Origin of the sequence: Burkholderia sp. Tr-862, assembly GCF_011753085.1 — a bacterium.
Lineage (GTDB): Bacteria > Pseudomonadota > Gammaproteobacteria > Burkholderiales > Burkholderiaceae > Burkholderia > Burkholderia ambifaria.
This window is the reverse complement of the sequence record NZ_VWWG01000038.1, coordinates 18,163-44,727: the sequence shown is the minus strand read 5'-3', so window position 1 is coordinate 44,727 and position 26,565 is coordinate 18,163. Positions and strand designations below refer to the sequence as shown.

The following is a 26,565-nucleotide window of genomic DNA, read 5'->3' as shown; positions in this document are numbered from 1 at the left end:
CATGAGCGTTATTCGTTGGGAGCCTGAAAACACGGGAAAGAACACGCAAGCGCTGCTCGCAGCGATCGCCGATCCAAGCATCGCGCTCGTGACGCTGTTTGCGTCGCCCACGAAGCCCGACGCCGATTTCGCACATAGCGATGGACCGGATAGCAATCTTCCGTTGTTGGCCGCGCTAACAGAATCGGTCGAAGGCAATTTGTGCGTGTATGACGGCTTATTCCTGACAGCTGCACGACGGCCGCGCTATCTGGAAGTGCGCGAGGTGCTGGATGCCGCCGAGCGAAGCGCCAAGGTGTATTTCGCCGAGACGCGTGCACCGTTCACGTCGGCCTTGTCAGCGGCGCAAGCTGCCGAGAAGTTGCGTGCGATTGCCGCGTCGACTCGGTTGACGAGTGCGACGCGAGAGGACTTCTTTCGGTTGCTCAGCAACTTGACCGAAGCGCAATACAACGCTGTTTGAGTTTCAGTCGTGCGCCCGGGCCGAGGCCTTTGCCAGCGACGCACGGTCGAGATGGCGCGGCCCTAGAGGTCGCCGTCGAGGACTGCGAGAAAGGCCGGATAGTCCGGCCTGTGAATGCGTCAGTGGATGCCGGCGGCCTGGCGTTCGCGGGGAGAAAATTTGCGCAAGCTCGCGTAGCGATCGACGAGCCTGCGCGGTAGACGGAACAGCTTACACAGCGGTGTCAGCATCCCGCCCATGCCGATACCCGCGACAATGCCGGTCACGATCCGCAGAGTCGCCCACTCCGCCGGCAGGATACTGAGCAACCCGATTGCACCAATGCTGATGCAGGCCATCGCGCTCAAATAGTCCCAGGGGATCCTCATCGGCTCGATGTCGAGCAACGAACACGAGATTTCTTCCGACTCGTAGGCCTCTTTCTCGCGGATCAGATCGAGGTCGAGCGGTGCCGGTCGGCCCGTGACGGGATGAACCAACCGGGAGGCGAGTGCGGCAGCGGTCTGGTCGATCGTCGGAAAAGCGTGTGACCACTGATGATTTTCCCTTACGCCGTAGGCGCGCAGGACCGGCATCGCCCAGTTCGGATGATTGATGGGCTCCAGCAGCTGCCCATCCAGCACAAGCCAATACACGGTCTGATGCTTGCATTGCACCCTGTAGATCGCGAGGCGATCCGCGGCCGGGTAGTCGTAGGGCGTTACACGCGCGGGAATCCATTGCGCATCCATATCGCGGAAGAAGCCCACGCGGTTCTTGCCTTCGTGCGCGAGGAAGAGACCGAGTGGCTTGACCCACATGTAGTCGGCGTCATCCGGCGTGGCGCGCGCTGGATCCTGCAGCCAGGCGAGTAGAGCCGGCCGTTCGGCCTCTGCCACCGAGCGTGTCGTCCAGCTGCAGCTCGCGCCGATGGCCTGCGAAACCGGTACGAGCGCGTTGAACGCATGGCCGCACATTTCGAAATCGCTGAACGGCAGGATGGTTTGGAAAAAGTCGGTTCCGAGGCGCGGCCCGTAAGCGCCGTCATGAAACGGTGTCGTCAGCCGTCGTCCGGCAATGCCGTGGCGGGCGAGCTCGTCGACCTCGTATTTCGCGTCGACCAGCTGCCGGATCTCGTCGCGCAGCTTCGGAGAAATATTGTCCGCGACGGGTTGGAGTTGCGAATGCCGGGTTGCACTCATCGATGCCCTCCTTTATGTGGCCGCCCTCAATCGGCTGAGCAATTATCGGGGTGAGCTTGCTATGGGCGTAACCTCCGGACCTACATACCAAGTTGGCGCGCCCAAGCCTTAAGCGAAAATTGAGTTGGTCAAAGGGCGTCGCTATCGCCTCGCCAGATCTGCCCGAGGCCAGCAGCATCGCAAAGCAGCGCCCAGGCCGAATAGGGGATCGGCGAGTCACCGGAGACCCATCGGCGGATCTGTCGGCCATCCCCGTCGGCCAGGCCGAGAAAGCGGGTTGCTGCGCGGCCGCTCATCCCAGTGCGACGCACGACCTCCTGAATTTCAGCGCCGGTAGGTGACGCCCAGTTCGCTGCAGGTTGCAGGCACTCGGGCCGGATTTCGATATGGGGTGTAGTGCTCATCAGTTGCCTCAATAATCTTGGAATTAGCCGGGCGCGTGTGCGCGAACTTTGGCGACGACAGAAGAACACTCAGACGGAGGGTCTGTCGCCGCCGTACCGCGCGGGAGTGCCATGGCCATCGTCAAGCATTCGTTCTCGAGCATTTGCTCATAAGTCGGAGACCGGGTCACGCCGCGCGGATGTGCATATTGGTATGAGAGTGACCCGGCCAGGGCACCGGCGGCGCCTACTGCAAGCCCAAGCGCGAACGCGATCAGCTCAGCGTTGCTTAGCCGCTTCGTGAGGGACAAAGGTATCGAATTCTTCACGCCAGATTCTCCTTGTTCTCAGAAAAAGAACGTGCCGATGATGATGCCGGCGACCAGTGTCGCCACGCTGAATCCGGATTTCGGTTGTGCCGCTTCTCGTTGTTTGCGCCGGAGCTCGCGTCGACGCTCCCGCGCTTCGTAGATCTGACGCTCGCGCTGGGCCTCCGCTCGGGCTGCTCTCACTTCGTCGCAATACTGATCGAACCCGACCATGTAGATGCGTGCTGCAGCGCGCGTGCACGACTGCTCCAGGAGACCGAGTTGGAGCCACACAGATATCCCGACCAGGAAGTACGTTCCCTTTTGGATCCACGCCGGCACCTGATCGTAAAAGTTTGACGAGCCGGTATCGACGTAAAGCAGCTGAATTCCGAGTTGTTGCTTGATGGCGGCCGCAAACGGACGGCCGATATACTCGATCGCCTGGTCGAGGATCGGCGCGCCGATCGCACCCTGGCAGAAGCGAACAGCCTGATAGGCGATGAGCAGGCCAAAAAACGCACCGATGATCTCGATCGCTTTGGCTACGTGTTCTTTGTTCACCATAAATTTCTCCCTCTCAATCTCAGAAATTGCCGGCTGCACGAGCCTTTTCACGGCGCAGTGAGCCGCGATACGCGAGCCACAAACGACCGCATATATCAGGATCGACGGTCCGAGCCAATAATTCTCAGTCGTCAATTTTGGGTCGCATTCATTTATCGCTCTGGCTCGGGTTTTGGCATTGCGCGGGAGTCGACGAGTAGCGCGGGCACATTTCAACGGCCCTCTGCTTCAGTGCCGGGATCACGACCGTAAAGAACACGATCGCGACGGCCGCAACCGCGAGCCCCCAAATGCAAGCCTTAACAAAAGTGCTTTGACCTTCCATTTTCTCACTCCACGTGCCGACGGTTGAATTCAAAGAGTGGCGTTGATCACACAAGCCAAAGCGCAGCCCGCCACGAACGTCCACGGAATCCGGTGGTAGATCGCATCGCGCATCGACGTTGCGTCTGCGTCCTGCCCGATCACCATCGCGAAGCCGACGCCGAGCATCTAGACAGCTACAATTCCCGAGCCAAGGTGTCGGCCCCGCACGACTCCGATTACACAGGTAGCGATCAACAGGACGACGCCAATCGCTCACGGCAGCGGCGGCATGAACAGCACGAATGTCCCGAGCGAGTGCATCGCGAACGCAATGCCGCTTGCCACACATAAACCCAAAATCATCGCCTCAAACAGATTCCCAAGCAAACGCATATTCACCTCGTCTTTTTCAGAAAACCCGCCAGTTTCGCTGGCGAAACTGTCACTCGCCGAACTCCGGCCAGCCTTCCATCGCTGGGTCAACGAGCGGCGCTTCCTGGCGCTGCAACTCGTCGAAATCCGGGGTGACTTCCTCCCACGTATCCGCATCCGCGAAAACCGGTCGCTGGACGTCGTATCCGATAAAACGCACCAGCTCCTCGTAGTGCGCGGTCGGTGTGCCATCTCCGTCCTCGAGCAAGAACACGCAAACATACATTGCGCCGCGCTCGAGCGGTTTTCCTTGAATGTCTTCCACGATCATTCTCCGGTGGTTGCAGTCTTGTTAGAGCGGCGCCGGCGCGTCCGACGCATCGACCATTCGATAGTGGGTAAAGCCTTTGCGCCGGGCGTCGCCCAATACGAGGCTAACCGCGCGATCGCGGGCTGCCTGGTCGGCGCCATGCACAGCGCCGCCGACCAACTTCTGGCCGGCCTCATCGTAGAGGCGAAAAACCCAACCGCCAGGATCCGGGCGCAGCCCCCTCACGCGATCGAGGCGCGGATCCGGCGGGTTGAACTTCACTTCGATACCTGCGACGCGCATAACGTCGGCCCCCATTCCAGCCCCCACGGCTTCGCCGTGGAGGAAACACGATTGCCCCGCGATCACTTCGCGATCGCGGACCAATCTTGACGACCCCGCGGTGGTCCGCGCTGGCCTCACCGAATCGTCCCTCCGCTACGCTCCGGGCCGGGCCTCTCCCCGCGCTCCGCGCGGGTCCCCGTGGCCCTCGATTCGGGCGCGACGGCGCGCGCGATCCCGACTCGTTCCGTTGACCCCTAGCCATCAGGAGGGGGTATTCGCGTGCGGAGCGCTTCGCTTAGTGGGCGCCCGGTCGGTGGACCGAGCGCCCCATGTCAATTAGTCAATCGCTCGGAAAATCTCCCGGCTCTCCGGATGCTGCGCGGCAAACTCGCGCAACAGGTGGTAATGCTCGATGTGCGTTTCGTCGCCGAAGCACTCGGCCATGTGGCACAGCGCGAACAGTGTCACGACGATACCGAAGGCTTCGACGCCCATCGAGCCCTCGTAGCTGTTCAGGTTCCAGCGTACCGATACCGGCGCGGCAATCTCCGGTGCGAGGTAGAACCCGCCATTGGTCACGCGGAAAAACTGCCAGTGGCTGCCGTTGTATGACGAGCAAAGGCGACGTGCCCACTCGAATACGTAGCTTTCGCCGTGCAGATAGCGCGCGCCGAAGTAGTGCGGCAGAAACTTCATGCGCTGTTCCTCGACGACCAGTTCCGAACGAATCTCGACAACGTTTTGTTCCACGGTTTTTCTCCGGTTAAGGACCGCTGCGATGTGCTGCGGCCATATCGATATATTAGGACATAAAGACCGTTAAAACAAGAAGTATTTTATTTTTATTCCACCCTCTAACGGTCATTATGTCCTATACTTGTTTTGTGGCCGTGGCGTCGTGCTACGGTCCTTAACCGGAGAAAACCCGTGACTGAAACTGCAACGATTGAGATTCCCAATGGCGAGGCCTTCGCGCCAATCCAGTATGTGCGGCTCGGCACGCTGCGCGTGTCGCCGCGTAACGCGCGCAAGAAGCCGCCGACGCGCATTCGCGAACTGGCCGAAGACATTGCAGCGACGGGCCTGCTGCAAAACCTCGTCGTGCATCACATCGAGGACGAGCCGGGTGAGCATGGCGTCTGTGCGGGCCAACGTCGATTGGCTGCGCTGGATTTGCTCAAGAGCGAACGCCGCGCGACCGATGACACGCTGATCCCCGTGCGTATCGTTTCGATTGGCGAGGCCTTGGCCGTGTCCCTGATCGAGAACGCGGAGCGCGAAGGCATGCACATCGCCGACCAGTGCGAGGCCTTCAACCAACTGGCAACGGAAGGCCGCTCCATCGCGGATATTGCGGCCCGCTTCAGCGTCGCAGAGCGAGACGTGCGGCGCGCACTGAAACTCGCGAGCGTCGCGCCCAAGTTGATCGACGTGTTCCGCGACGATGGCATGACCTACGACCAGGTGTGCGCGCTCGCGTTGAGCGACAACCACGAACAACAAGAGCGAATCTGGTTCGACGCCAAGCAGCCGTGGCAACAACGAGCGAACGAGATTCGCCGTGTCATCACGCAGGAGGAAACCCACGCCAGCGATAACCCGCTCGTCGCGTTCGTCGGGCTGGATGCCTATGAATCCGCAGGCGGATACGTGCGTCGCGATTTGTTCAGCGATGCGAAGAATAACGGCTATATCAACGATCTCGAATTGCTCAACCGACTCGCGGTGGAAAAGCTCAGTGCGGTTGCGGTCGACATCGGCGCGGAGGGATGGTCATGGGTCGAAACGAATGTGCAGCGCGACGGCCTGCAACTGGCGAAGTATGGGCGGTTGCGTCCCGAGCAGCGGGATTTCACGCGCAAGGAAAAGGCCGAGTTCCGCAGGCTCGAAAAGGCCCGCGACGAGGCGCAAACGGCGTTGAACGCGTACTACGACGCGGAAGAAGGGGACGACGACGCGAAGCGCGAAGCGCTGGAGGAAGACGCACAGGTTGCCGATGAGGCAGTGGATGCCTACGCGGAGCGACGCAACGCATGGACCGACGAGCAGAAAGCGCGAGCGGGCGCGTATATCTGGCTCGACTACACCGGCGGACTGCAGATCGAGCGCGGACTCGTCAAGCCGAGCGAGAAAGCCGCAGTGAAGGAGGCTGGCGTTGCCGGTGCCGAGCGCATCACGCCCGAGAAGGCCAAGCCTCTGCACGGGGAAACGCTGTGCGAACGGTTGACGGCGCACCGCACCGCTGCCGTCCAAGCCGAATTGATGAAAAAGCCAACCGTCGCACTGGCTTATCTGATGTTCGCAATGGTGCCACGCGTGTTCTCTGAGCACTACACGGGGGCTTCGCGCGATGCGCTCGACGCACAGTTCACGCCCACCCATGATCGCCTGTTGCGCGTGGCCGACGACATGGCGGACAGTCCGGCATGGCAGTTCATCGACGGCCAGCGCCACAAGTGGCGCGCCATGCTGCCGACCAAGCTTAACGGCTTGCTGCCGTGGCTGCTGTCGTGCTCGGAGGACGTGCTCGCGAACCTGTTCGCATTCTGCGTCGCAGCGAACGTCAACGGGTTGAGCCGCTGGGACAGCCCGCACGACGTGAACACGCTGGCCGATACGCTCGAACTCGACATGGCCGCGTACTGGAAGCCGACGCGCGCCAGCTATCTGAACCACGTTTCGAAGCAGCGCATTATCGACGTGGTAACGCAAGCCGTATCGGCCGAAGCGGCCGCGCCACTGGAAGGCATGAAGAAGGGCGAAGCGGCGGCCGCCGCCGAGCTGCGGCTCGCAGATAGCGGCTGGTTGCCGGAAGTGCTGACGAACCGGCAGACGGCGCGGCATTGGGAGGACGACGAGGAAGTGGACTCCGACGAGCCGAGCGTTGACCAGTCCGAAGAAGAGGCGGATTGATGCCCTGAGCAAGGCAGACGCCCCCGCATGGGGGTGTCTGATCTGGCTGACCTGAGAGCCTGTCGCCCACTGGGCGACGGGCAGAATATCCATTCCAAAATGGTTATTTTTCTTGTTTAAACGGTCATTATGTCCTAATATATCGACATGGCCGCAGCACATCGCAGCGGTCCCAATCCGGAGAAAAACCGTGTCGATTACCCGCCTTTCCCGCAGCTTCGCCCACCACGCCCCGTCGCTTCGCTCGGACTCGCCGCTGTCGAATGAACAGATCGCCAGCGTCGCGCCGTCGATCCTCGCGACCGAGGCGCACGCCAGCCGGTCGGAGCGCTATACGTACATCCCGACCATCGAAGTGCTCGACGGCCTGCGCAAAGAGGGCTTCGAAGCGTTCTTCGTGTGTCAAACGCGCGTGCGTGACGAAGACAAGCGCGAGCACACGAAGCACATGATCCGCCTGCGCCACGCGAGCCAGATCAACGGCGCAGAAGCGAATGAAATCATCCTGCTCAACAGCCACGACGGCACCAGTAGCTACCAGATGATCGCCGGCATGTTCCGGTTCGTCTGCAAAAACGGCATGGTGTGCGGCGACACGCTGTCGGATATCCGCGTGCCGCACAAAGGCAACATCGTGCATAACGTGATCCAGGGCGCTAACGACGTGCTCGACGGCTTCGACCTGATCCGCGAGCAAAAGGAAGGCATGCAGGGCGTGACGCTGAAGGCAGAGGAACAAGCGCTGTTCGCTGAAGCCGCGTTGTCGCTGAAGTACGAACCGAGCGCGGACGTGCCCGCGCCGATTACGCCCGATCAACTGCTGCGCGCGCGCCGGACCGAGGATCGTGCTGACGACCTGTGGACGACATTCAATCGGATTCAGGAAAACATGATCCGGGGCGGGTTGCGTGGCCGGTCGGCCACGGGCCGCACGATGCGAACTCGCGAAGTAGCCGGGATCGACCAAAACGTGAAGCTCAACCGCGCGCTGTGGGTGCTGGGCGAAGGCATGCGCAAGCTCAAACAGGGCTGATCCCCCGCCCACCGGCCAGCAGTCCCGAAACCCCGCTCAGGCGGGGTTTTCGTCTTTGGGCGGATCGAAGGGGTTAGGCCACAGGCTTTTAACCACGGCGTCCGCGCGCGCGCGGCGCTGGTCGGGCGTCAACAGCCGTTTTTGTTCGCGCGTCAGGTCGGCAGTGAGCCAGTCGTCAGGAAGCTTCGCACCGACTGGCGCAATCGCGCGGCGCTCGCGTACAGCGGGAACCGGCGTCGGCGTGTCCGGAGCGGCCCCGGCATCGGTGGCAGTCGCGGCAGGTGCTGGCGACGGATGCGGCGCTTCCTTCGTCCGGCTGATAACCGGGCGGGCTTCCGCGCGTGCCGCCTGCGAGGAGCGAGCCACGATTCCGCGTTCGCGCCGGATTCTTTTGAGGGTCAGAGCGAAGGTTTGATAGGTGAATTCGAGGCCGGTCGCGGCAAGGTCTTGAATGATCGCCGTATATCGGACGCCCGCGCGTATGGCCCGCTCGACGCTATCGAACACGTCGCGAAGCTGGGCGGTTTTCGACCGACCATCGGACGCGGCCGACAGCGCATCGAGCCGCTGCGCACGTTGTACGGAGATTTGGGCGTCCATTTGACCGCTCCCTGAGAAAAGAATCGACACCAGTATGCCGTGAATGATCGAAAGATGCACCAAGAACGATCAATCTGTGATCCCCCCTTATCTGCAAGCTATCCAAAATTGATCCAAAAGCGATCAATTCCGTTCTAGCAGTGATCTAACGTAGGGCGGTCGGCTGGAAGCCGAGGCACGACAGATATGTAAACGGAAATGCTGACGCATTTCCCTTTCCATATCCCGTGCTCCAAGGGGATGCCCCTTGGAGAACCCGGCCGGCTTCGCCGGCGGTGCAACATCGCGCTCTGCGCGATGTTGCCGGCGCGCCACACGAGCGCGGCCGCGTGCTGGTCGACAGTCGCGGGTGCTGCGAGCGAGCGTGTGTGAAAACACGATACCGGGCGACTCGAGCAGTCGCCCGTGGCAAGGGACGAAGCGCCCCCACCCTGCCAAGCTGGTTTTCAGATCGCGTGACGGACCGCTGGCCTTGCTGCGCCCACGCCAACCGCGCGCTTGAGGCACCCCGCAGTTGGGGGCCGTCAAGGCGCGTAGCGCCGGGTGTGCCCCCGCTTGCGGGGGCGTGGATTCGACTTCCCTGCGTACTGATAAAACTGCGCTGATTAAGGTCCGACAATTAAGTGCTGTTCATCCCGACAATTAACAGCGCGCACATGACCCACCGGCGCAGTGGGCAGCTCAAATCTGTGGATAAGTCGCCTCAATGGAAGTCTGTGGGACGCAAGCGTGAAGTGACGAACGTGCTGGCCGCAGATCGATCGCGCTCACGCGCGCGCCGGCGCCCGCTTGGACGTCAGCGCCAGGCAACCAGATCAGCGGTGGTGGAAGATGCGGGCGCGGCCCGCTATTCGAGTTCGCTGCAGGCGACGTCGTAGCAGCGTTCGCGATCCCAGTCGGGATGAAGGGCTTTCAGTATGCCGATACGGCGTGCAATCGCTTCGCCGCGATCGGTTGCCATCGTCGACGTGTCGGCGGCCGCCGGCGCGCGCGCGGTGCGTCGACGCTGCAGGCGTTGCGCGATTCCGCTGAGCGCGAGCGAGGCCTGCGCTTCGGCGCGGCTGTCGCGCAGCTGCTCGCGCTCTGTCTTGGCGGCCGCAGCCGCGGCACGATAGCGGCGCATCACGGCCTTGCTGCGCTCATGGCGCAGCCATTTCGACATACCGAATGCGCCGAACAACGCCGCCGGCAGCTGGCGAAGTGACGCCAGGCCACGATAGCCGCCGTCTTCCGTTCGCTCGGCGCGCTGCTGAGCCGTCACGAGGCCGGCATGCAGCAGATCGCGCATCGCGCGCTCGGCCCGACGTACGGGCAGGCATGCGTGCTTGGCAAGGAACGGCATCGTAACGCTCATGAACCCGCCGTCGCGCTGCGGAATACCGACGCGTAGGCTGGCAAGGTCGAGATATTTGAGCATCGCGCGCAGCAGCTGCACGCAGGCGCTGCGACGTTCGAGGCGCTGTTGACGATCGCTGCCGTTCGCTGCGTTGAGGGTCGGCAAGTGTTGGTCAGGATCGTTCAGGTACGCATCGAGACGGTTCTGCATCTCAGTCAGGATGCGCGGGCGGCCGCCGCGCTGAGCGGGCGCGTGCGATGGCACCGGCTCGGCATCGAGCGGCGCGGTGGCGCTGTAGGCGGTTACGGGTTGCGGCCGATCGTGATCGTGCATCAGAGGGTCGGCTTGCTGTTGTCGGAAGGCGTAGGCTGATCCGGCGCCGGTCGCTCTGGACGCGGCTGCGGATTCGCCGTCGCGCCGGCGCCAGGTGTGCCAAGGACGTCGCGCACATGCTGGTCGACGCGGGCATGGCGATAGTCGTCCATCGCGCGGTTCAGCCGTGCGTCGCTGAACTGCACGCGCAGTCCTGCGTCGACGGCGACCTTGGCGGCGGCCAGCTGGTGGGCGTCGTCGCCGGCGAGCTCGAGCGTGCGGCCGAACTTGCTCTGCGCCAGGCGCAGCCCGGTTTCAATAGCGGACCGGTCAGCCTGCAGGACCTGCACGCTGTTGCCGCGATCGCGCACAACGTCGCGGCCGTCGTGCCGATAGGTGACGTGACCGCGCTCGTTGACTGACCAAGACAAATCGGGCGACCGGAAAATGATTGCGTTGTGTTCGTCCTGGTCGTGCGACCGAGGCGTGTTCGGCCGAATCACGTTGAACGCTTCGTCGCCGGCGTCAACGTCGGCCGACGACCGCTCAGGTCCAGCCGTTCGGCGCAGCTCCTCGAGCGCCCGCTCGTCGCCTTGCTCCGCGCGGGTGCGCAACCAGTCGGAAAAGCTTGGGCCGCCTGCAGGACCGAACTGCGCCTTGAGCGAGGCCCGCTCGAGCGCGATCGACTCTCGCAGCGCGTCGTCACGGCCCAGCTGCTCAGCGCGCGCCAGCGACGTCGCAGCGCGCCGGTCCGCCGGCGAGAGTCGCACGTCTTGCTTGATGGCGGTCCGCTTTGTCTCGAAGGCGGTGCGGATCTCGCCGCGGCGCTGCTGTTCGCTGGCGCGCTGCGCAAGCCACGCGTCGCTGCGCGCGGCGACATGCGCCTCGCGCGCGACGGAATACTCGCGCCAGAGCGCTGCGCGCGGCAGCTCGCGTGGCGCGGGAATCGGCTCGCCCGCCTGCTGGCGCTGATACACCGCGCGCAACATCGGCGCGGCCTCGCGCCACGACAGATTCAGCTCTTTCGTCAGGAAGTCCGACACGTTCAGCGCGCGCTTGCCCGCGCGAATGCGATCGGCGCCGTCGCGGCCGGTGACGACCACGTATTTGGCCGGCCGAACGCCATGCGTGTGCGACAGCTCGGCCAGCAGCCGGCGCGCATCGAGACCCTGGCGGATCGCGCGAAACTCGCCGGCCTGGCCCGCGACGTCGTCGCGCTGGCGGCGATCGCGCGCCAACTGCGACAAGACGTTGTCAGACACGCGGCCGGTGTGGCGCGGCGTGTTGAATGCGTCGTCGCCCGCCCGTGAACGGCGCGAGCGATAGGGCGCCACGTCGGCCGGGATCTCGGGCGAGCGTGGCGCGATCGGCCGGGCGGCATCGAGATGGAACGGCACGTCGTATGGATCGAGAAACGGATCCGGCCGGCGATCGGAAAACCAATCGGGCGGCGACATGCCGGTGGGCACCTGCGTCGCCGGCGGCCGCATCGGGGGCAGCTGGTCGAACGGGTCGCCGAAGGCGTAATGCGCCTCGAGCGCGCGGTGATAGGCATCCAGCTCGCCCGGCGTCGGGCCGCTTACTCGTTGCGCTGCAAGCTCTCCATCGCGATCTGGATGCCATCGCATGCCGTCCGTGGATACGGCGCCATCTGGCTCCAGCTGGTGAAGCGCATGATCCGGCAGTAGCACTGCAGATCCACTTCCGATGCCGTCCACAGGGCGGCCGGGCACGTTTCGCAGACCGTCGAAGGGTTCGGCCGCCGGGCTCGACTCAGCTGGGACAAAGTCAAACTGTGCATCGAGGTCGTCGTATCCATCGGCGAAGCGCCCTGGCGCATCGCTGGCGTTCCAGTCGGACTCCCACTCGGGGGCATTGACGTCGAGTTCTCGTGCGCCTGCGTCGAGCTCGTCGAAGGCGTCGGACGGCTGGGGGCCGTATTCAAATGCGCTTCCATTTCGTCGAAGATGTCCTTCGAGGCCTGGGAGGGTGTCGTCTGCTCGGTCATGATGTGCCTTTAGGTGTTGTGCGTAAAAGCCGCGTTCGAGTTCCGCGAGCATTAGCTGGCGGTCGTGGGGGGACGATTCCTGGTAGCGCTGGTACTGGCGGCTACCGCTATTGAGGTATTTCAATTCGCGCGCGCGCGACGCGTACCATTCATCGAGCAACGCTGTGACTTCGTCCGGCGTGCGGCGCGGCGCGACGCCATCCTCGTACTGGTCCGCAGCGTCGGCCGACAGCGCCTGCAGTTTCTCGGTGGTCGGCAGTTCGATGAATGCGGGCGTGAACACGTATTCCTTCAGGTTCACACCCTTCTCAGCGCCGGCCGGCTTCACGTTCGGATACGAGTCGTCGCGGCCGGCGTTCCGCATGCGCACGGCACCGTGCTCGTGCAACAGCGCCATGAAGTCGTCATGGTTCTCGATCTGGCGATCGAGCACTGCGTCGAGGATCTGCTCCTTCAGCTCCCGACTGTTCGCGCGGAACAGATCCCCGCGATAGCGGCTGATCATTTCCGACGCGTCAGTCAACAGCGTACGGCGATTGTCCTTCGGGCTCGCGAGCCCATACTTCGCGTTCGTGTGTTCCTGGAACGCGTCGATGAAATGCGTGTTGTGCTTGTCGAAGCCGAACGGGCGCAGCGTATGACCCGAAATGAGGTTCAGCTTCGGAATCACGATATGGATGTGCGGCTTGCGCTCGACCAGCTCGCCAGTCGCCTGGTCGACATAGCTCTTGACGCGCGGCAAGTGCGCCTCGGCATAGAAGCTGTATTCGTCCGGACGGTACGCGTGCATCGCGAACGCTTCGAAATCGCGGGCGATCTGAAACAGCATTTCGCGATCGACGTGATCCTCTTTGAACGACAGGGTGATCGACAGGTAGCGCTCAACCTTCGGTGGTGCGTCGATCGACTGAATCACCGCGTCGGTCAGGTCGAGATCACCGACGAGCACGACCCGCTCGTCCAGGTCATCGCGATCGAGTTCTCGGCCGACCTTACGGCCTTCCTCGAGGTACTGTTTGACGCCGTCGTGGCGGCCGGACACCCTAATCAACACGATGGAGGTGCGCCTTCAGTAGTTGCGTGATCATTTCCAGCTCGTCGACCAGCGCGGCGAACGTGGATTCGGACAGGTGGCCGGACACACGCGCCGTGTTCGCCACGTGGGCCAGCTGGTTGAGGTTGTTGCCGGTCTTGTTGATCACGTACATGATCCGCTGGCGCTCGACGGTCACCCGCGGCCGCTCGACGATCTGCGTGCGGTTCGTGAGGATGCAGTCGCGCAGGAATTCGGATGAACTCATGCCCGAGCGCACGACCTTGTCGGTGAAGATCTGCCACTGTTCTTCCGTGAGCCGCGTGCTGACCGGCTTGCCGAGCGCCGACTGAGCCTTCCTGCGGCCGCGGCGCTTCGGTTCGGTCAATACATTGAGGTCGTCCTTGCTCATCGTTCACTCACCGGTCTACAGTTCGTGTCTCAGTACGACGAGCGATACGGCTCGCCCTGCGACCACCGGCTTTGCCAGTGAGCCTCGTACGCACCAGCGAGCGACGGGCAATTGGCAATCACCACCGCGTTCTCGCTATTACGACGCGCAGCAGCGGTGCTGTAGTTGTATGACCCTGTCTCGACCGTTTCGCTGTCGGCCACGATGTACTTGTCGTGATGGATCGCGTATGCCGAGACCGTGCGGACGGGAATGCCAGCTTCGACGAGTAGATTCAGCGCAGCTTGGCCAGATCGGGCACCGCGGCCGCCCGTGTTTTCCTTCGCATCGGCGATCACGGCGACGTCGACGCCGCGGCGCTTCGCCGCGATCAACCGCCGCACGACGTCGGGTGATGTGAACGTATAGGCGGCCAAGCGCACGCGCGCACGTGCCCGATCGAGCACGTCGGCGACGAGACGTGCTGCGCTGCCCTCAGGCGAAAATCCGACTTCCGAACTGCAGGTTCGACCGGCCGCTGCCGGCCGGCTCGTCATCGACGACCATGGGGCAGTGAGATCGAACGCGCGTGCCGAGTTGGCAACGACAAGCAGACCGGCAAGCGTGACAGCGCGAAGGATTCGACGGTTCGACATGATCTTGTCCCCTTACCGTGCGGAGCGGTCGATCACATTTACCTGATGAGGGCTACGCCACGCGAGCCGATCCGGTTCGGTCAGGACGAGCGACAGGTCGCCGGTACCCGGCACACGAGCGGCACGGCGAACACCTTCCCACCACCCGTCGACCACGTAATCGTGTGCGCGACGCCGGCAGCCGAACATCGACGCGAAGACGAAATAAACGAACGCGATCATCGCGCCGAACTGCCAGAACATGGTCCAACCGCCCTGCAGTTGCGCTTCGGACGCGGAAAATAGCGCGTGAAGCGCATGCCCGGCACCGAGCGGTTCACCCTGAATGCTCAGGACGATGATGATCGCCTCGATCGCGAGCGCGACGGCGACGCTGACGATGGCCAATCGCACGAACGTACCGAACTCACTAATCGCGGTCAGCGCACCCCGCCACCATTGGCGATCTATTTGGCGTTGAACGTCGGCGACGACATGCTCGCGAATCGTCGTGACGGGGATATCGTTCAGTCGGACTTCCCACACGATCGAGTCCGTCAGTACGAAGGGTTTGGTGGTCGACGTGCGCCGCGCGGCAGGCTTATAGAGCATCGCAAAACCCACCAGCACAACAACAACCAGCATCGGGATGAACACTTGGAGAAACAGCTGTTTGCCGTTCATGAATCAACTCTCCTCTCAAAGACTTCGTGTTGGTATTGGGGACTAGATGCCGAAAAAATGGCCGACCGCCCACACAAGCGCTGCGCCTGCACAAAACGCGGCGGCGATCTGCCCGGCGAAAGAGCCAAGCGCCCCGAGCGGCGAACGAACGGATCTCCCAGACGCAATGTGACGGGCCGTGCGATCGTGTGATTCGACCGCGACGCGCAACTGGGCGAGCGCGTCGACCACTTCCGCGGCCGCCGCGCGACGCGCCTGGTCGGCGGCCTTCGCGGCAACTTCGCCGACGAAGGCCTGACGCGCCTGCGTGACCAGCTTCGTCAGCTGGGCGTTCTCATCACGCAACGCCTGCACGGTCGCGGTCAACTTCTGGTCGGTGGATTCCATCAGCGTGACCACGTGGTGTTGTGCGTCCACGACCTTCATCTGCTCGATCAGGATCTCGGCCAGCACCGCCAGCTCGTTCGACGCCGGCATCGTGGCGAGCACCTGGCCAAGGCGCTCCGAGGCCTTGGCCGTGCGATCCGATTGCGGCGTCGGGTCGCTCATGCAACGACTCCCGCCAGCAGCGCGTTGAACGCGCTGTCGAGCAACGGCTCGATCGACAGCGCCTTACGCTTCAGGCCGACCAGTTTCACGAGGCGATCTTTCTCCGCGCCGGTCTTCGCGTCGACCAGCTGCGCCTTGTAGTCGACGCCGTCTGTGGCGATGTCGTGAATCGTGCGACCGGCCGCCGCCGCAAGCGTGAACACGTCATTCTTCGGGACAAGCGCATCCTCGTTCAGCACGAACGACCCCATCCGTTCGTGCAGCTCGAAAAGCTGCCCGAAGTGACGACGCAGCGTGATTTCGCGTGCCTCGCTCTTGACCAGCTCGACCTTGTTCAACAGCACGCGGATACGCTCGGGCTCCACACCGAGATCGGCGAGCATGTTGATCGTCTTGATGGTGTCCTTCAGCTGCTTGCTTTCCGGCTCGACCGGTACGATGAAGCACGCATAGTCCTCTTGCGCACCTTCGGACGAGTCGAGGCGGTTCAGGTATTCCTCGACGTTCGACGCACCAATGTCGACCAGCAGTTCGCGGCCGCGCATCAACTCCTCGTGCAGCTCGTCGAAGCGCGCGGCGATCATCACTTCGACCTTGGCGCCGGCCGAGTCGTCGGTGTTGATCGACTCGATCTGGCGCACCGACATATGCGGCAGCCGTGGCGCCAGCAGCTCGCGCGTCAAGGTGGTCTTACCGACGTTTCCGGTGCAGTTCACGGTTGCAAAGCTCAGACTCATTTCAGATTCCTCGTGTAGATAGGTGCGACCAGGCGCTTACATCACGCTCGGCGTTTGGCCACGGGTCGGTTGTTGTTCCTGTTTCGGGCCGTTCGACGGGCTTGTGGTCGGCGCGGCCTTCGGTGCCGTCCATGCCGCATGCAACTCGGCCGCACGTTTGTCGATCTCGGCCGCACCCGCATCGCGACTCAGCTCGCCACGCGCAATACGCGCTTCTACCTCGGTGCCGGCCTGCATCCGCGCATCGAATCGGTTCAGCACTTCGGCGCGCTGCCGGGCGGGCATCTTCTCGATGACCTTGCTCAGCTGCTCGCGCATCTGCGCGACGGTCAACGACTCGCGCTCGGGAGCCTTGGACTCCGCTGGTGCCGGGCCAGGCGACGTGCGCGTCACTTCCCACGCGTTACGGATAGCGTCCTTAGGCTCCGTCCCGATCACCTTGCCCGCTTCATCACGCACGGGCGCTTGAACTGTGACGGGTGTCTCGCCAAGGTTTTTGAGCGAAATAGCATCACCTACCTTCGCGCCGGAGACCTCCATCGCCCGTTTGAGATCGACGCCCCAGACTGTCTGCTCGGTGCCAGCATCGTCCCGGTACCGCACGAAATACGAGTACGACGCGTCTTTCTGGTGCTGGTATCGCGCACTGCCGTGCTCGAGTAATTCGCCGGACAGCGAGTCTGTCAGCTTGGCCGCCGCCTCCTGCGATGGCGCAACCTTCGGCGTATCAGCCACGGCGGCTCGCGCCGGCGTCGCCGGAGTGGCAGGCGCGGCTTCAGCCTTCGGCGTCGCGTCCGCTTTCGGGCTGACGGTCGGCTCGGGTGACGTGCCGGACTTGATCGTGAGCGCCGCGCGTTCGCGCTTCGCCGCCTCGAGCAACGCGAAGTCCGCTTCCTTCGGCTTGAAGTTCTTGACCTCGATGCCGCCGTCGAGCGACGCCTCGATCCATGCGTTGCGCCGGAACGTCTCACTGCCCTTCACCGTGATCGAATCGATGTTCTTCGCCTTCATCACGGCCAGCATGTCGGCGATCGTCCCCCGATCGTTCTGCTGGGTTTTCAGGCGCGAGCCGACGTCCTCGAAATGTGGCTTCGTCGTCGGCTCGCTTCCCGGCTTTGCCTCCATGCCGTCCAGCTTCCAGAACCGCCCTTCCTTCACCATGTAGCGCGATGCGATCTGCGGCGGGATCGTGTAGCCGTCTCTCGTCGTAATCGGCTTGCGCAAGGACGGATCGACGTCGATCTGGTTCTCGCTGGCGTCGACGTCGACCGTGGCCGCCGGCGCACCGGTGGCAACATCCTCCGGCTTCGGCATGGGCTTGCTCTGCTCGCGCAGCAGCGTTTCGGCTGCCGCGCGCTCGCTGGCGCGCACTGCGCCGATGCGCTGCAGGTCTTGAGGCGACACCGTGTCGAGCTCCGGCCGCACCGGATCGTTGACCGGATTTTTCGCGTCCGGCTCGTTTCTGGCGTCCGACTGCGTGCGCTTGATCTGGGTGTCGACCTGCCCAGGCTGGACCGACACATTCATGGACTTGTCGTTGACGGCTTGGCCCGGCTGGACGTCCGGCTCGTTCGCCACCGTCGCGCCAACTGTCGATCGCGCTTTGTCCTGGGTCACGGATACCACGTCGGCCGTCAGCCCGCGGCTGCGCATCGCGTCGTCGATCGGCATTGCATCGGTCACGCCAGCGAACGTCACGGTCCTGCCCTCCGGCGTGACAGCCGGCATCGGTTGCGCGACGACCGGCTCTGCCGGCGACGGCGTGCGATCGCCCGGCGCGGTGTCAACCGCCGCAGCCTCGCCAACATCAGCGAACGTGACGGTCTCGCCGTCCGATTGCGAGACCGGCCCCAGTTCGCCTGTCGCCGGGCCCGCCTCGGGAGCGCGCTCCCGCACCGCCTCATCGAGCTCGAACGCTTCGGCGACGTCCGCGAACGTCGCAATACCGTCGTCGCGTTCCGGCTCGCGATGACGGTGCGCATGCGATGGCTCGCCCATGATCGGATCGACCTGCTGTTCATCGTCCACCGGGTCGGATTCCGTCACATCGCGCACGGGCGTACGCTCGTCGACCTCAATCGGGCTCAATTCGGCTTCGGCGCGCAGCTTGCTCAGCGCCTCAGCCGCCATCGGCGGCAACTCGTCTGCGGCGAAGCCCGTGCGCGTGCGGATCTGCTCGCCGATCGCGCGATCGCCGGCAGCAGCGTCGTTGGACTTGCGCCACGCGTCGCGATGAATCGACTCGAGCCGATGCTCGAGCGCGAGCGTGCGGTTCACTTCATCGCCGCGAAGCGTGACCGTCGTCGCGATCGACTGAATCATTTCGCGGTAGCGGCGGCCAAGCGCCGCATCGTCGAGCTTCGGGCGAACCCGCCGGGCCGGCGCCTGGCGCGGACCGCGCCGAGCGGCGCGCCCGGCCGTAGCCGGCGGTTGCTGCGCGCTCTGCGCCGGCGCATACAGGTGCTGACGCTCCGCAAAATACTGATTCCGCGCCTGGCGCACCGCTGCGCGCACGGCGTCGATCGCATCGAATGCGGAACCGCCTTGGCTCTGAATTTGGTCCCGTGCCTGCAACGCGGCCCGCTCCTCGGCACCACGCACCGATTCCCGGACGAACTCGCGTGCCTCTTCGATCGGCTGCCCCATCAAGTCACTCAGGCGAACAGCCTCGCGCTCGAAATCGGCCTCGCTGCCGTATTCGTTGGTATCCGATTCCGCCGCACGTGCAGCGTCAGCGGCCCGCTCTCCGGCCTTCGCGTCCTGCGCAGGCATCCAGCGTGCGAACGGCGCGACGTCAGTGCCACCCGGCACGTACCACTTCTTCGAGCGGCGATCGAACTTCGCACCCAGCTCGTTCGCTGTGTCTTTTTCCTTGAACGGCACATCCAGATATGTCCGTTCGCGTTTCGGTTTTTTCTCGTCAGCCATGCGCCACCTCCTTCACTTCGTTGTCTGCCGGCGCTGCCGGCTCAATCTGAGAATCGACAGCAACCTCCGTCGCTGTCAGGTTGAAATCGAACCGAATGCCGGCCAGCATTTCGCGCACGTCGTCGCGCACCAGCATGCCGAGTTCGGCCAAATCGGCCTCGAAACCGGCCAGCGCCATGTCGGTCGCCAGCGGCCCCGGCTTCTGTTGATCGAGTGCCAGCAGCTCGGCCGCGGTCAGCGGCTTCGCGCCAGCCTGCCGCGCGAGCCGGATTTCGCCGGCAGCCTTCGCGGACAGTGCGGCGTGGTACGTCTCGGGGTTGTTGAGCGGAATGCCTGCGGCGCGCAGCTCGCCGGCCTGCCAAGCCGCCTTGATCTCGTCTTCGGTCGGCAGGCGCTTGTCGATTGCCGCCAGCATTGGACTGACCGAGCGCATGCGGTCGATGAACAAGTCATCCTTGTAATAGGTCGCCTTCTCGCACAAGATCGGCCGCTGGAAGCCAAGCACGATTTCCTCGTGCTGCTCCATGCGCTTCAGTTCCTGGTCCAGCATCAGCGCACGGCCCTGGTCAGACGTGCTCGTTCCGGTCGACGTGTTGCGGCCGTGATTGCGACTCTTCGATGTCGCCTTTTCGGTGAACGTGCCGAGCGTCTCCGACAGTTCCTTTGCGTCGTGCTGGTTGCCCGGTGCATACGCGACCAACACGGCATGGTTGGTGATCAGCGTGCGAGCGCCTGCCGGACCGTACAGCTCGTTCGGCTCCAGCTGCGCCTGCGACTGCAGGATCGTCAGCAAGCGAATCCAGTAACCCGCGATGAACGCATTGCCCTTGTCGAGCACTTCGATCCGGCCGAGCGCGGTGAACTCGTCACCGATGGCCAGACACTGAAATTTGATGGTTGGATCCGCGCCCGGCAGCACGTCGAGGTTGTCCTCGATCAATTGCGTATAGAACAGGTTGCCGAGCAGGCTTGCGACCGCGATTTCGCGCACTGGCATCACGATGTAGATCGACGTCAGCTCCCGACGCACGCGATCTAGTTCGAAATCACACGCGCTCGTCGCTTGGTCGACGATCGGGTTGCTGAACAGGCGGAGGCCAGCGTTGAACGTCGCGACAATGTTCAGCATCGTCTCGTCGGGTGACGCCAGTACGCGTGACAGTGCGCCCAGGCAGTCGCCCGACAGCGGCACGCCCTTCTGAGGCTCGTGTTGCATCAGCTCCGTCAGGTGTTCGCGCACCTTCTTGTCGGGCGTCGTCGCGAGCCGCAACACCTGGCCGAACGTGCAGTCGCCGGTCATTTCCATCAGGTACAACGCGAGACCCATGAACAGGTCTGCTGCCTGTTCGTAAAAGAACTTGTTGCGCGCGTCGGCCGTGTGATACAGCCGTGCTGCGATCGCCTGCAGGCGGCCGACCCGCACGAAGGGCGGGCTCTTCGCGATCTTGAACAGCGGATTCCAGCGATGCGTGTAACCCTGTTGATCGAACGGCGCCCAGCGAAACACCTTCTGTCCGCACGCCTGCCGATAACGCGACGTCAGGTCGAAGTTCTCGCCCTTCACGTCGAGCACAGCAACCGAATCCGAAAAGGTGAGCAAGTTCGGGATCACGATGGCCACGCCCTTCTGCGAGCGCGTTTTCGCAGCGACCATCACGAACTCCGTTCCGCGAAACGTCAGGTACTTGCCCTTGTACCGGCCGACGATAATCGTCGGATCGCGGTAATCGCCCTTGCGGCGTGACCGGCCGTTCGCCTCGTCGAGCAGCCCGTAGCGCCGGATTTCGTAGCTGTGGGCAAAGCGCGCGTCGCCGTGCAGTTCGCGTTTCGGCTTCATCACCAGCGCGGCGATTACCGCCGCGACCGGGACAAGCGGCACGAGGATCGACGCCGCCGTGGCGATCTGCAGCGACCGCTTCACCGCCTTGATGTCGCCGAAGGCATGCCAGTAGTCGCGCAGTGTCCAGAGGCCGACCGCCGAGTCGGGCAGCTTCTCCAGCTTGGCAAACAGCGTCGCGCCCGCGAACTGACCAGCCACGGCCAGCCCCGTCAACGCCACGAGCGCGAACAGGCCGCCAGCAACGACGCGATCGAGCGTCGTCGCCGTTTTCAGTAGAACTGCGCTCGCACATACTCCCCACAGCATGCATAGCGCCATCATCAGCCCGATCAACGCGGCGATCTCGACGGGATCAGTCATCGCGTCGAGATGGAGAAGACGGCCGGCGCCCAACACGGCTGCGCCACTGAACACGCTCAGGATCACGGCAACAATCAGACGAGCTTTCATCGTTTCGCCTCCCCACCCGTGACCGGGTATGGCAAATCCCAGCGGTTCAGGCGCTCGATGCCCGCGCGTGCCGCGTCGGCGTCCCCGTTGCGGATCGCCGCCTCGAGCAACACAAGCGCCTGGCGCTCACCGTCCGAGATCGACGGTGCGCCGGCGGCCGGATCAATGGCGTGATCCGGAATCGGTACGAGACACGTCAGCTGCTGCAGGACTTGATTGGCGCTGGCCGCGAGAAGCGCCACATGCAGCTCGTGGCGCGCATCGAGATAATCGGCGCACGATGTTGCGGCGAGCCGGGTTGCACACGCGATCGTTATACGGGCGCGTTCCGCCGGGCTCGCATGCCGCGCAGCGTCCGCGGCCGCGATCGGTTCAAGTGCGGCACGAATTGCCGCGATGTCCGCCACAAAGGTCGGATCCGTCGCACGAGCCAAACGCCAGCTGACAACGTGTCGATCGACGATCTGCCACTGCCTCTCGTCGACCACGCGCGAGCCCACCTTCGTACGCACGTCGACGACACCACGCGCGACCAGCTGGCTAACCGCCTCGCGCAGCAGCGCCCGGCTCACGCCCAGTTCCTGCGCGAGGATCGCCTGCGACGGCAGCGCTCCGGTCGAGTCGCATAGCGCCGGAATCCGCTCGGCCAACCAGTCCGCGGCCGCGTGCGGCGGCCGTTCAAGCCCACTCACTTCGACGCGCGCGTTCATGCCAGCCCCCGCAGCAGCTTCCACTTCGTGACCGGATCGAAGTAGATTTCCTTGAGTTGCTTGTTTTCCATGTAAAGCACGACGTCGATCGTGGTTTTCACCTCGCGCATCAGGTGATCCCACGTCAACGTCTGGCCAACCGGGCTCTGCTTCACAAGCGTGGCGATTCGCGACAGCGCGGCGATTGCATCGTTCGCGTGCACGGTCGTGATCCCTCCCTGGTGGCCGGTGTTCAGCAGGGTCAGGTAGTCCCACGTCTCGTCGCCGCGCAGCTCGGCCAAGAACACACGGTCGAACTTCATCCGCAATGTCGCCTTCACGATGCGCCGCGCCGGCAGCGATTCGCTGTAGAACAAGTGCACGTGATTCGGGTGGTACGGCAGCGGCAGCTCGTGGGTGTCTTCGATTGTCGCAACACGAGTCTCCAGCGGCACCAGGTCAGCGAGCGCCTTCGTGACCGTGGTTTTGCCCGATCCAGTACCGCCAACAAGCACGATGTTCAGGCGGTTGAGAATCGCCAGCGTCAGGAAGCGCTCAACGTCACGTTGCGCAAGCGCGTCGAGCATTTCCAGCTCGAAGCGCTGCAGCGTGACGCCGGCCGGCGCCGCGAGCGCCTGCGCCGGATTGAACACGGGCGTCGCGCTCTTCACGTCGACATCGCCCGTGTCCAACTTGGCGACCACGCCATCAACCGCATGCCCGACAACATCGCGAAACTTCGACGAGAACCCACTCTCCACCAGCTCCGAAACCGCAAACCGGGTCGAGCTCGGCACACGCATCGTCAGCGACACCGTGCCAGGTTCACAGGCCGGTGGGATCACGATCTGACCACGCTCGCCGTCAGGCAGGCGCACCGGCTTTTCAGGCTCGGCCGGCGACAGCGGTGGCTTTGCCTTGTTGTAGATCGCAAGCGCCGGCGCGAATTGAAGCAGCGCCTCCAACGACGCATTCGGCAGGTCATGCCGCTGCCAACCGTCGCGCGTCTCGGTCCAGCCCTCATAGGGCCGGTTAATCGCGACCTCGGTTACACCCGGCCGCTTCAGCCACTCGCCAATTCCGAGAGTCTTGAGGTGACTGCGCACCGTGACGCTGTCGTCATATCGCATGTTCATGAGCACTCCGAGGAAGGGATGTCGGTTCGAGTCAGGGCGTGGCCAGCTCGTACACGTCGGAGAAGTCGACGTCGCGCGCAACGAAAATCGTCGTCACCGACCCGTACTTCGAGTACGCGGTCGGCGGCACGTTGATCGTGTTCTTCAGCGTTTCGGCCGCCACCGATTCGCCAGCGCTCGACGTGTTGTTGAACTGGATCCGGTTATTGCCGCTACCCGAGTTCGAGGCGAGACTCGACAGGGCCTGGCCGGCGTCGCCGATCAGACTGACCATCAACGCCCCACCAAAGCGAGTCCAGAAGTGCGTGTCGACGTAGGCAGGCAAGCCGCTACCGCCCAGTGCATCCGCCGCCGGCGAATCGAGTTGAACCTTCACACCTGCCGGTGTCGTCAGGCGCGTCCAGATCACGAAGATCCGGGCCTGACCTTGCATCAACGCCTGTCTCTGCTCGCCCAGCACTTCCGAACCGCGCTCGATCAGCAGCACCTTGCCGTTCGCCGAATACACGTCCTTCGACACGGCGCACGTCGTCATACCTGGATAGTCGGTGACGATCTTCGAGTTCTGCACACATGGGATCGTGGTCCCAGCGATCAGCAGCATGTCACGGGATGGCATAAGCTCAGCCTTGACCGTGTCGAGCTTCGACGCCCGAAACTTCGCGTCCAGGCCATCCTTTGCGTATTCGACCTTCGAACCGCCGCCACTGAGGGCGTTCGTACCACCGGGCGTCTTCTGGTCGTCGAACTTCAGCACTACGTCGCCATCGAGTTTGCGCATCGCGGGCGTCTCGACCGCACTGGCCGGCACCGCCGCCCTTGTGCCACCGGCCGCAGTGGTCGCAGGTACAGACGCGGCGCTGGCAGCATCGGCATGCGCGGGCTTCGCGAGTGCTTCGCTCGCTGCGGCAGCGGCCGCAGCTTCCTCGGCCTGCTGCTTTCTGATCCTCGCCTGGTCACCCGCGAAATCATGGCGATCGTCGGACGGCTTGTCTTTCGCCGCCTCAACCTTCGCGGCCTCCGACTCCGCATGGTGCTGCGCCGTCCAGCGCTTTATCGCAACACCGACCGCGACCGCGCCGAAGATGAGAATCAGCACGAGTCCGATCACAATCGGCAGCAGCCGGAACGGGCTCTTGCGCTTCGTGCGCCCCACGCCCGGCACACCACGCTCACCGATACCGGTCGGTTCCACCGGCGCCGGAACGGCATTCTGGTTCATGTCGTTATTCACCGCTCGCCTCCTTCTGTTTCACGAGCCGCGCCGTGCCGGGAATCGTGGTACCCGACGGATTCAGCTGGCCGTCTGGTTGATATGCGTTGTTGCGGATGCCCAGCACGGCATCATTCAGGCGCAGGTTGAATCGGCGAGCCGTGTCGTGGACGACGAGCACCGGTCCGCGCACGTCGTCAGGATTGACTAGACCTTCAGAGCCGTCGTCATACACGCGATAGATCTTCGGGAGGTCACGGCTGGTCTTGAATTCGAAATACGTGAATCGACCGTCGTCCCACAGAGCGGTCGGGGCCAGCGCCGTGTCGCCCTGCATGTCATAGTCGGAATTGCTGGTCGACGCCGCGTTGCCGGTCTGCTCGAGCAGCGCGCGCGCTTCGATCGAACGCGCTGCAGCGGCCGCCGACGCCTTCGCGCGCGTATCCGGGTAATTGAATGTCAACGACCAAACCGCATCGTCGTGCTTGGCTACCGGAACCAGCTTCAGCACGTAACGACGCTTGTTCGTCAGCAGAATCAAGTTCGTGCCCGCTTTCACGGCTTTCGGTTTGAAGAAAAAGCCGTTGCCTGCGGGGCCCGCAGTCCACGCTTTGCCGTCACCCATGCCACCGCCCTCGAGTTTTTCGCCCTTTTCGAACTCGATGACAGTCGCTTCACCTGGGCGATAGGTGATCTGATAGCTCTCGGTCGGGTCATACACCGCGCAAACGATGTGCGGATCGCTACCGCACGCACCCGGCACGACCTGGGCGACGGCCGACTGAGCCATCGCAAGCGCAGCGGCGGCGGCAACCGACGTCACGGCCACCGCTTTCCGGAATCGGGTATTCATCGGCTGGCCCCTCCTTGCGTGTTCGCCGGCGCCGATTCAGGCGACGTCGCGGCCGACGGAATCATTGCTGCGCCGTCCGGTGCGTTACGTGTCCAGTCGCGGTCGACCGAGTAACTGGTGACGCGGAATCCGATCGGGTTCAGCACTTGCTCATTGCTCTTGGTCGGCAGATCTCCCACCTCGTACGTGATCGTCGCGACCCAGTATTCGGTCTTCGGCGGCTGAGGCGCAGCACCACCCTGCGTCGACAGCGATATGGTTTTCTTCGAGAAAAACACCTGCGCAGTCGTCCCGACGAACGTAATCGCACCAGGTTGAGCAATCACCCGGTACTTGTCCTGAAGCACGTTCAACGGAGAGTTCTTGCGACTGTATAGCGTCGAATACAGCGTCTGCTCGCGCGGCGAGTTCATCAGCGTCACGGTGTCGTACGCATCCTGAATCGTGTACCAGTCGTAGCCTTCACGCAGTTTCACGTAGTCGCGCAGCGCCTTGCGCACTTCGAGTTCGCCGAACGTCACCGAGCCACTACGCGCAACGTCGATCACTTGCACATCGCCCGTTGCGGTGTTGTCTTTGATGATTACGGGCGGCGTCGGCCTCTTTAGTTGTACTAAAGCAGCCGAACCAAGAATTGAAGCAAGTGCGACGAACATGGCACCGCCCGCGACACGCCATGCGATCTTCGTCATGTTTTCCTGCATGCTCTGCTTCGACTTCTCGAATGCGAGCGCCTGCCTGAAATACGTGCGCGCCATTTCGCGCGGATCGGCTTCGGCAAGCTTGGTCGCGAGGCTCTGCAGCAGCGCCGCGTAATTGCCATCGGCCACGACCGCGGCCGACATGCCCAGCACCTCCGTCGATTTTTTCCCTGGCCACTTCATTGTGCGTTCCCCTGTTTCGTATGGTTCACGGGCATCCACGGCCCGCTCGGTTGCGTCGGCTTAGGCACCGACGAGCACGCCGCAAGCAGGACGGCGCTGCAAAGCACGACGATGAATTTCATGTTCCACTCCTATGGTTGGTTCGCCAGCTCGTACCGAAAACGAA

25 protein-coding genes are annotated in these 26,565 nt (G+C 63.3%); 5 read left to right on the top strand and 20 right to left on the bottom strand.

Annotation, left to right across the window (positions count from 1 at the left end):
• Position 1: 1 nt before the first annotated feature.
• On the top strand, positions 2–463 hold the full coding sequence (locus F3J14_RS14035; RefSeq protein WP_166723495.1) for a hypothetical protein: 462 nt from the start codon (positions 2–4) through the stop codon (positions 461–463).
• Positions 464–582: 119 nt separating this feature from the next.
• On the opposite strand, the gene F3J14_RS14030 is transcribed toward F3J14_RS14035, so the two are convergent.
• The 4 genes from F3J14_RS14030 to F3J14_RS14015 form a co-directional block, all read right to left on the bottom strand.
• Entirely contained in the window at positions 583–1,644 is a 1,062-nt protein-coding gene (locus tag F3J14_RS14030; protein ID WP_166723494.1) for a hypothetical protein, read from the bottom strand.
• A 128-nt stretch (positions 1,645–1,772) separates the two neighbouring features.
• The gene (locus F3J14_RS14025) at positions 1,773–2,048 is read right to left on the bottom strand and encodes a hypothetical protein (protein ID WP_059475720.1); all 276 of its coding nucleotides are present in this window, start codon (positions 2,046–2,048) and stop codon (positions 1,773–1,775) included.
• A 326-nt stretch (positions 2,049–2,374) separates the two neighbouring features.
• Positions 2,375–2,902, bottom strand: coding sequence for a hypothetical protein (locus tag F3J14_RS14020; RefSeq protein ID WP_166723493.1), 528 nt, complete (start codon positions 2,900–2,902; stop codon positions 2,375–2,377).
• Between the two features lie 354 nt (positions 2,903–3,256).
• A complete protein-coding gene (locus F3J14_RS14015; protein ID WP_166723492.1) occupies positions 3,257–3,394 on the bottom strand; it encodes a hypothetical protein in 138 nt (45 codons plus the stop codon).
• A 103-nt stretch (positions 3,395–3,497) separates the two neighbouring features.
• Between F3J14_RS14015 and F3J14_RS14010 the strand changes: the two genes are divergently transcribed.
• Complete coding sequence (locus F3J14_RS14010; protein ID WP_166723491.1) at positions 3,498–4,283, top strand: hypothetical protein; 786 nt, start codon at positions 3,498–3,500, stop codon at positions 4,281–4,283.
• A gap of 228 nt (positions 4,284–4,511) precedes the next feature.
• Here F3J14_RS14010 and F3J14_RS14005 read toward each other — a convergent pair whose 3' ends face one another.
• The gene (locus F3J14_RS14005; protein ID WP_043172972.1) at positions 4,512–4,925 is read right to left on the bottom strand and encodes an antirestriction protein; all 414 of its coding nucleotides are present in this window, start codon (positions 4,923–4,925) and stop codon (positions 4,512–4,514) included.
• Positions 4,926–5,102: 177 nt separating this feature from the next.
• On the opposite strand from F3J14_RS14005, the gene F3J14_RS14000 reads away from it, so the two are divergent.
• Both F3J14_RS14000 and F3J14_RS13995 read left to right on the top strand, forming a co-directional pair.
• Positions 5,103–7,088 carry a ParB/RepB/Spo0J family partition protein gene (locus tag F3J14_RS14000; protein WP_166723490.1) on the top strand — a complete coding sequence of 662 codons (1,986 nt, stop codon included), beginning with the start codon at positions 5,103–5,105 and terminating at the stop codon, positions 7,086–7,088.
• Between the two features lie 190 nt (positions 7,089–7,278).
• Positions 7,279–8,121, top strand: a complete 843-nt coding sequence (locus F3J14_RS13995; protein ID WP_166723503.1) for a DUF932 domain-containing protein — start codon at positions 7,279–7,281, stop codon at positions 8,119–8,121.
• Between the two features lie 36 nt (positions 8,122–8,157).
• Here the strand turns inward: F3J14_RS13995 and F3J14_RS13990 are convergent, their stop codons facing one another.
• Both F3J14_RS13990 and F3J14_RS13985 read right to left on the bottom strand, forming a co-directional pair.
• Complete coding sequence (locus F3J14_RS13990; RefSeq protein WP_166723489.1) at positions 8,158–8,721, bottom strand: hypothetical protein; 564 nt, start codon at positions 8,719–8,721, stop codon at positions 8,158–8,160.
• Between the two features lie 847 nt (positions 8,722–9,568).
• Positions 9,569–10,156, bottom strand: coding sequence for a hypothetical protein (locus F3J14_RS13985; RefSeq protein WP_348771993.1), 588 nt, complete (start codon positions 10,154–10,156; stop codon positions 9,569–9,571).
• A 27-nt stretch (positions 10,157–10,183) separates the two neighbouring features.
• Here F3J14_RS13985 and F3J14_RS35675 point away from each other — a divergent pair, with 27 nt between their 5' ends.
• Positions 10,184–10,429 carry a hypothetical protein gene (locus F3J14_RS35675; RefSeq protein ID WP_247682213.1) on the top strand — a complete coding sequence of 82 codons (246 nt, stop codon included), beginning with the start codon at positions 10,184–10,186 and terminating at the stop codon, positions 10,427–10,429.
• On the opposite strand, the gene F3J14_RS13980 is transcribed toward F3J14_RS35675, so the two are convergent.
• The 13 genes from F3J14_RS13980 to F3J14_RS13920 form a co-directional block, all read right to left on the bottom strand.
• Entirely contained in the window at positions 10,390–13,419 is a 3,030-nt protein-coding gene (locus F3J14_RS13980) for an LPD7 domain-containing protein (RefSeq protein WP_348771992.1), read from the bottom strand. The two genes, F3J14_RS35675 and F3J14_RS13980, sit on opposite strands and share 40 nt — an antisense overlap.
• A gap of 1 nt (position 13,420) precedes the next feature.
• On the bottom strand, positions 13,421–13,822 hold the full coding sequence (mobC, locus tag F3J14_RS13975; RefSeq protein WP_166723486.1) for a plasmid mobilization relaxosome protein MobC: 402 nt from the start codon (positions 13,820–13,822) through the stop codon (positions 13,421–13,423).
• Between the two features lie 29 nt (positions 13,823–13,851).
• Positions 13,852–14,358 carry a phospholipase D family protein gene (locus tag F3J14_RS13970; protein ID WP_348771994.1) on the bottom strand — a complete coding sequence of 169 codons (507 nt, stop codon included), beginning with the start codon at positions 14,356–14,358 and terminating at the stop codon, positions 13,852–13,854.
• A 111-nt stretch (positions 14,359–14,469) separates the two neighbouring features.
• On the bottom strand, positions 14,470–15,120 hold the full coding sequence (locus F3J14_RS13965; protein ID WP_166723484.1) for a hypothetical protein: 651 nt from the start codon (positions 15,118–15,120) through the stop codon (positions 14,470–14,472).
• 42 nt (positions 15,121–15,162) lie between these two features.
• Positions 15,163–15,669 (bottom strand): hypothetical protein, encoded by a 507-nt coding sequence (locus tag F3J14_RS13960; protein ID WP_166723483.1) that lies wholly within the window; start codon positions 15,667–15,669, stop codon positions 15,163–15,165.
• Positions 15,666–16,406: a StbB family protein gene (gene stbB, locus F3J14_RS13955; RefSeq protein ID WP_166723482.1), complete on the bottom strand. Its 741-nt coding sequence runs from the start codon at positions 16,404–16,406 to the stop codon at positions 15,666–15,668. Before stbB ends, F3J14_RS13960 begins: the two co-directional genes overlap by 4 nt.
• A gap of 36 nt (positions 16,407–16,442) precedes the next feature.
• Entirely contained in the window at positions 16,443–19,334 is a 2,892-nt protein-coding gene (locus F3J14_RS13950; RefSeq protein ID WP_166723481.1) for a DUF5710 domain-containing protein, read from the bottom strand.
• The gene (locus F3J14_RS13945; RefSeq protein WP_166723480.1) at positions 19,327–21,624 is read right to left on the bottom strand and encodes a type IV secretory system conjugative DNA transfer family protein; all 2,298 of its coding nucleotides are present in this window, start codon (positions 21,622–21,624) and stop codon (positions 19,327–19,329) included. The genes F3J14_RS13950 and F3J14_RS13945 overlap by 8 nt, the downstream gene beginning before the upstream one ends.
• On the bottom strand, positions 21,621–22,334 hold the full coding sequence (locus F3J14_RS13940) for an FCD domain-containing protein (RefSeq protein WP_166723479.1): 714 nt from the start codon (positions 22,332–22,334) through the stop codon (positions 21,621–21,623). Before F3J14_RS13940 ends, F3J14_RS13945 begins: the two co-directional genes overlap by 4 nt.
• The gene (locus tag F3J14_RS13935; RefSeq protein ID WP_166723478.1) at positions 22,331–23,449 is read right to left on the bottom strand and encodes an ATPase, T2SS/T4P/T4SS family; all 1,119 of its coding nucleotides are present in this window, start codon (positions 23,447–23,449) and stop codon (positions 22,331–22,333) included. The genes F3J14_RS13940 and F3J14_RS13935 overlap by 4 nt, the downstream gene beginning before the upstream one ends.
• Before the next feature lie 31 nt (positions 23,450–23,480).
• Positions 23,481–24,683, bottom strand: a complete 1,203-nt coding sequence (virB10, locus tag F3J14_RS13930; protein WP_166723477.1) for a type IV secretion system protein VirB10 — start codon at positions 24,681–24,683, stop codon at positions 23,481–23,483.
• Complete coding sequence (locus tag F3J14_RS13925; protein WP_166723476.1) at positions 24,676–25,515, bottom strand: TrbG/VirB9 family P-type conjugative transfer protein; 840 nt, start codon at positions 25,513–25,515, stop codon at positions 24,676–24,678. The genes virB10 and F3J14_RS13925 overlap by 8 nt, the downstream gene beginning before the upstream one ends.
• Positions 25,512–26,438 (bottom strand): type IV secretion system protein, encoded by a 927-nt coding sequence (locus tag F3J14_RS13920; protein ID WP_166723475.1) that lies wholly within the window; start codon positions 26,436–26,438, stop codon positions 25,512–25,514. The genes F3J14_RS13925 and F3J14_RS13920 overlap by 4 nt, the downstream gene beginning before the upstream one ends.
• Positions 26,439–26,565 lie beyond the last annotated feature (127 nt).

Excerpts from the sequence above, each read along its gene's own strand:
- mobC (WP_166723486.1), bottom strand. The coding sequence starts at position 13,822 with ATGAGCAAGGACGACCTCAATGTATTGACCGAACCGAAGCGCCGCGGC.
- F3J14_RS14030 (WP_166723494.1), bottom strand. The coding sequence starts at position 1,644 with ATGAGTGCAACCCGGCATTCGCAACTCCAACCCGTCGCGGACAATATT.
- F3J14_RS13965 (WP_166723484.1), bottom strand. The coding sequence starts at position 15,120 with ATGAACGGCAAACAGCTGTTTCTCCAAGTGTTCATCCCGATGCTGGTT.
- F3J14_RS13990 (WP_166723489.1), bottom strand. The coding sequence starts at position 8,721 with ATGGACGCCCAAATCTCCGTACAACGTGCGCAGCGGCTCGATGCGCTG.
- F3J14_RS14020 (WP_166723493.1), bottom strand. The coding sequence starts at position 2,902 with ATGGTGAACAAAGAACACGTAGCCAAAGCGATCGAGATCATCGGTGCG.
- F3J14_RS14025 (WP_059475720.1), bottom strand. The coding sequence starts at position 2,048 with ATGAGCACTACACCCCATATCGAAATCCGGCCCGAGTGCCTGCAACCT.
- F3J14_RS14015 (WP_166723492.1), bottom strand. The coding sequence starts at position 3,394 with ATGCTCGGCGTCGGCTTCGCGATGGTGATCGGGCAGGACGCAGACGCA.
- stbB (WP_166723482.1), bottom strand. The coding sequence starts at position 16,406 with ATGAGTCTGAGCTTTGCAACCGTGAACTGCACCGGAAACGTCGGTAAG.
- F3J14_RS13950 (WP_166723481.1), bottom strand. The coding sequence starts at position 19,334 with ATGGCTGACGAGAAAAAACCGAAACGCGAACGGACATATCTGGATGTG.
- F3J14_RS13925 (WP_166723476.1), bottom strand. The coding sequence starts at position 25,515 with ATGAATACCCGATTCCGGAAAGCGGTGGCCGTGACGTCGGTTGCCGCC.
- F3J14_RS13940 (WP_166723479.1), bottom strand. The coding sequence starts at position 22,334 with ATGAACGCGCGCGTCGAAGTGAGTGGGCTTGAACGGCCGCCGCACGCG.
- F3J14_RS13935 (WP_166723478.1), bottom strand. The coding sequence starts at position 23,449 with ATGAACATGCGATATGACGACAGCGTCACGGTGCGCAGTCACCTCAAG.
- F3J14_RS13960 (WP_166723483.1), bottom strand. The coding sequence starts at position 15,669 with ATGAGCGACCCGACGCCGCAATCGGATCGCACGGCCAAGGCCTCGGAG.
- F3J14_RS14010 (WP_166723491.1), top strand. The coding sequence starts at position 3,498 with ATGAACAGCACGAATGTCCCGAGCGAGTGCATCGCGAACGCAATGCCG.
- F3J14_RS14035 (WP_166723495.1), top strand. The coding sequence starts at position 2 with ATGAGCGTTATTCGTTGGGAGCCTGAAAACACGGGAAAGAACACGCAA.
- F3J14_RS13970 (WP_348771994.1), bottom strand. The coding sequence starts at position 14,358 with ATGACGAGCCGGCCGGCAGCGGCCGGTCGAACCTGCAGTTCGGAAGTC.
- F3J14_RS13945 (WP_166723480.1), bottom strand. The coding sequence starts at position 21,624 with ATGAAAGCTCGTCTGATTGTTGCCGTGATCCTGAGCGTGTTCAGTGGC.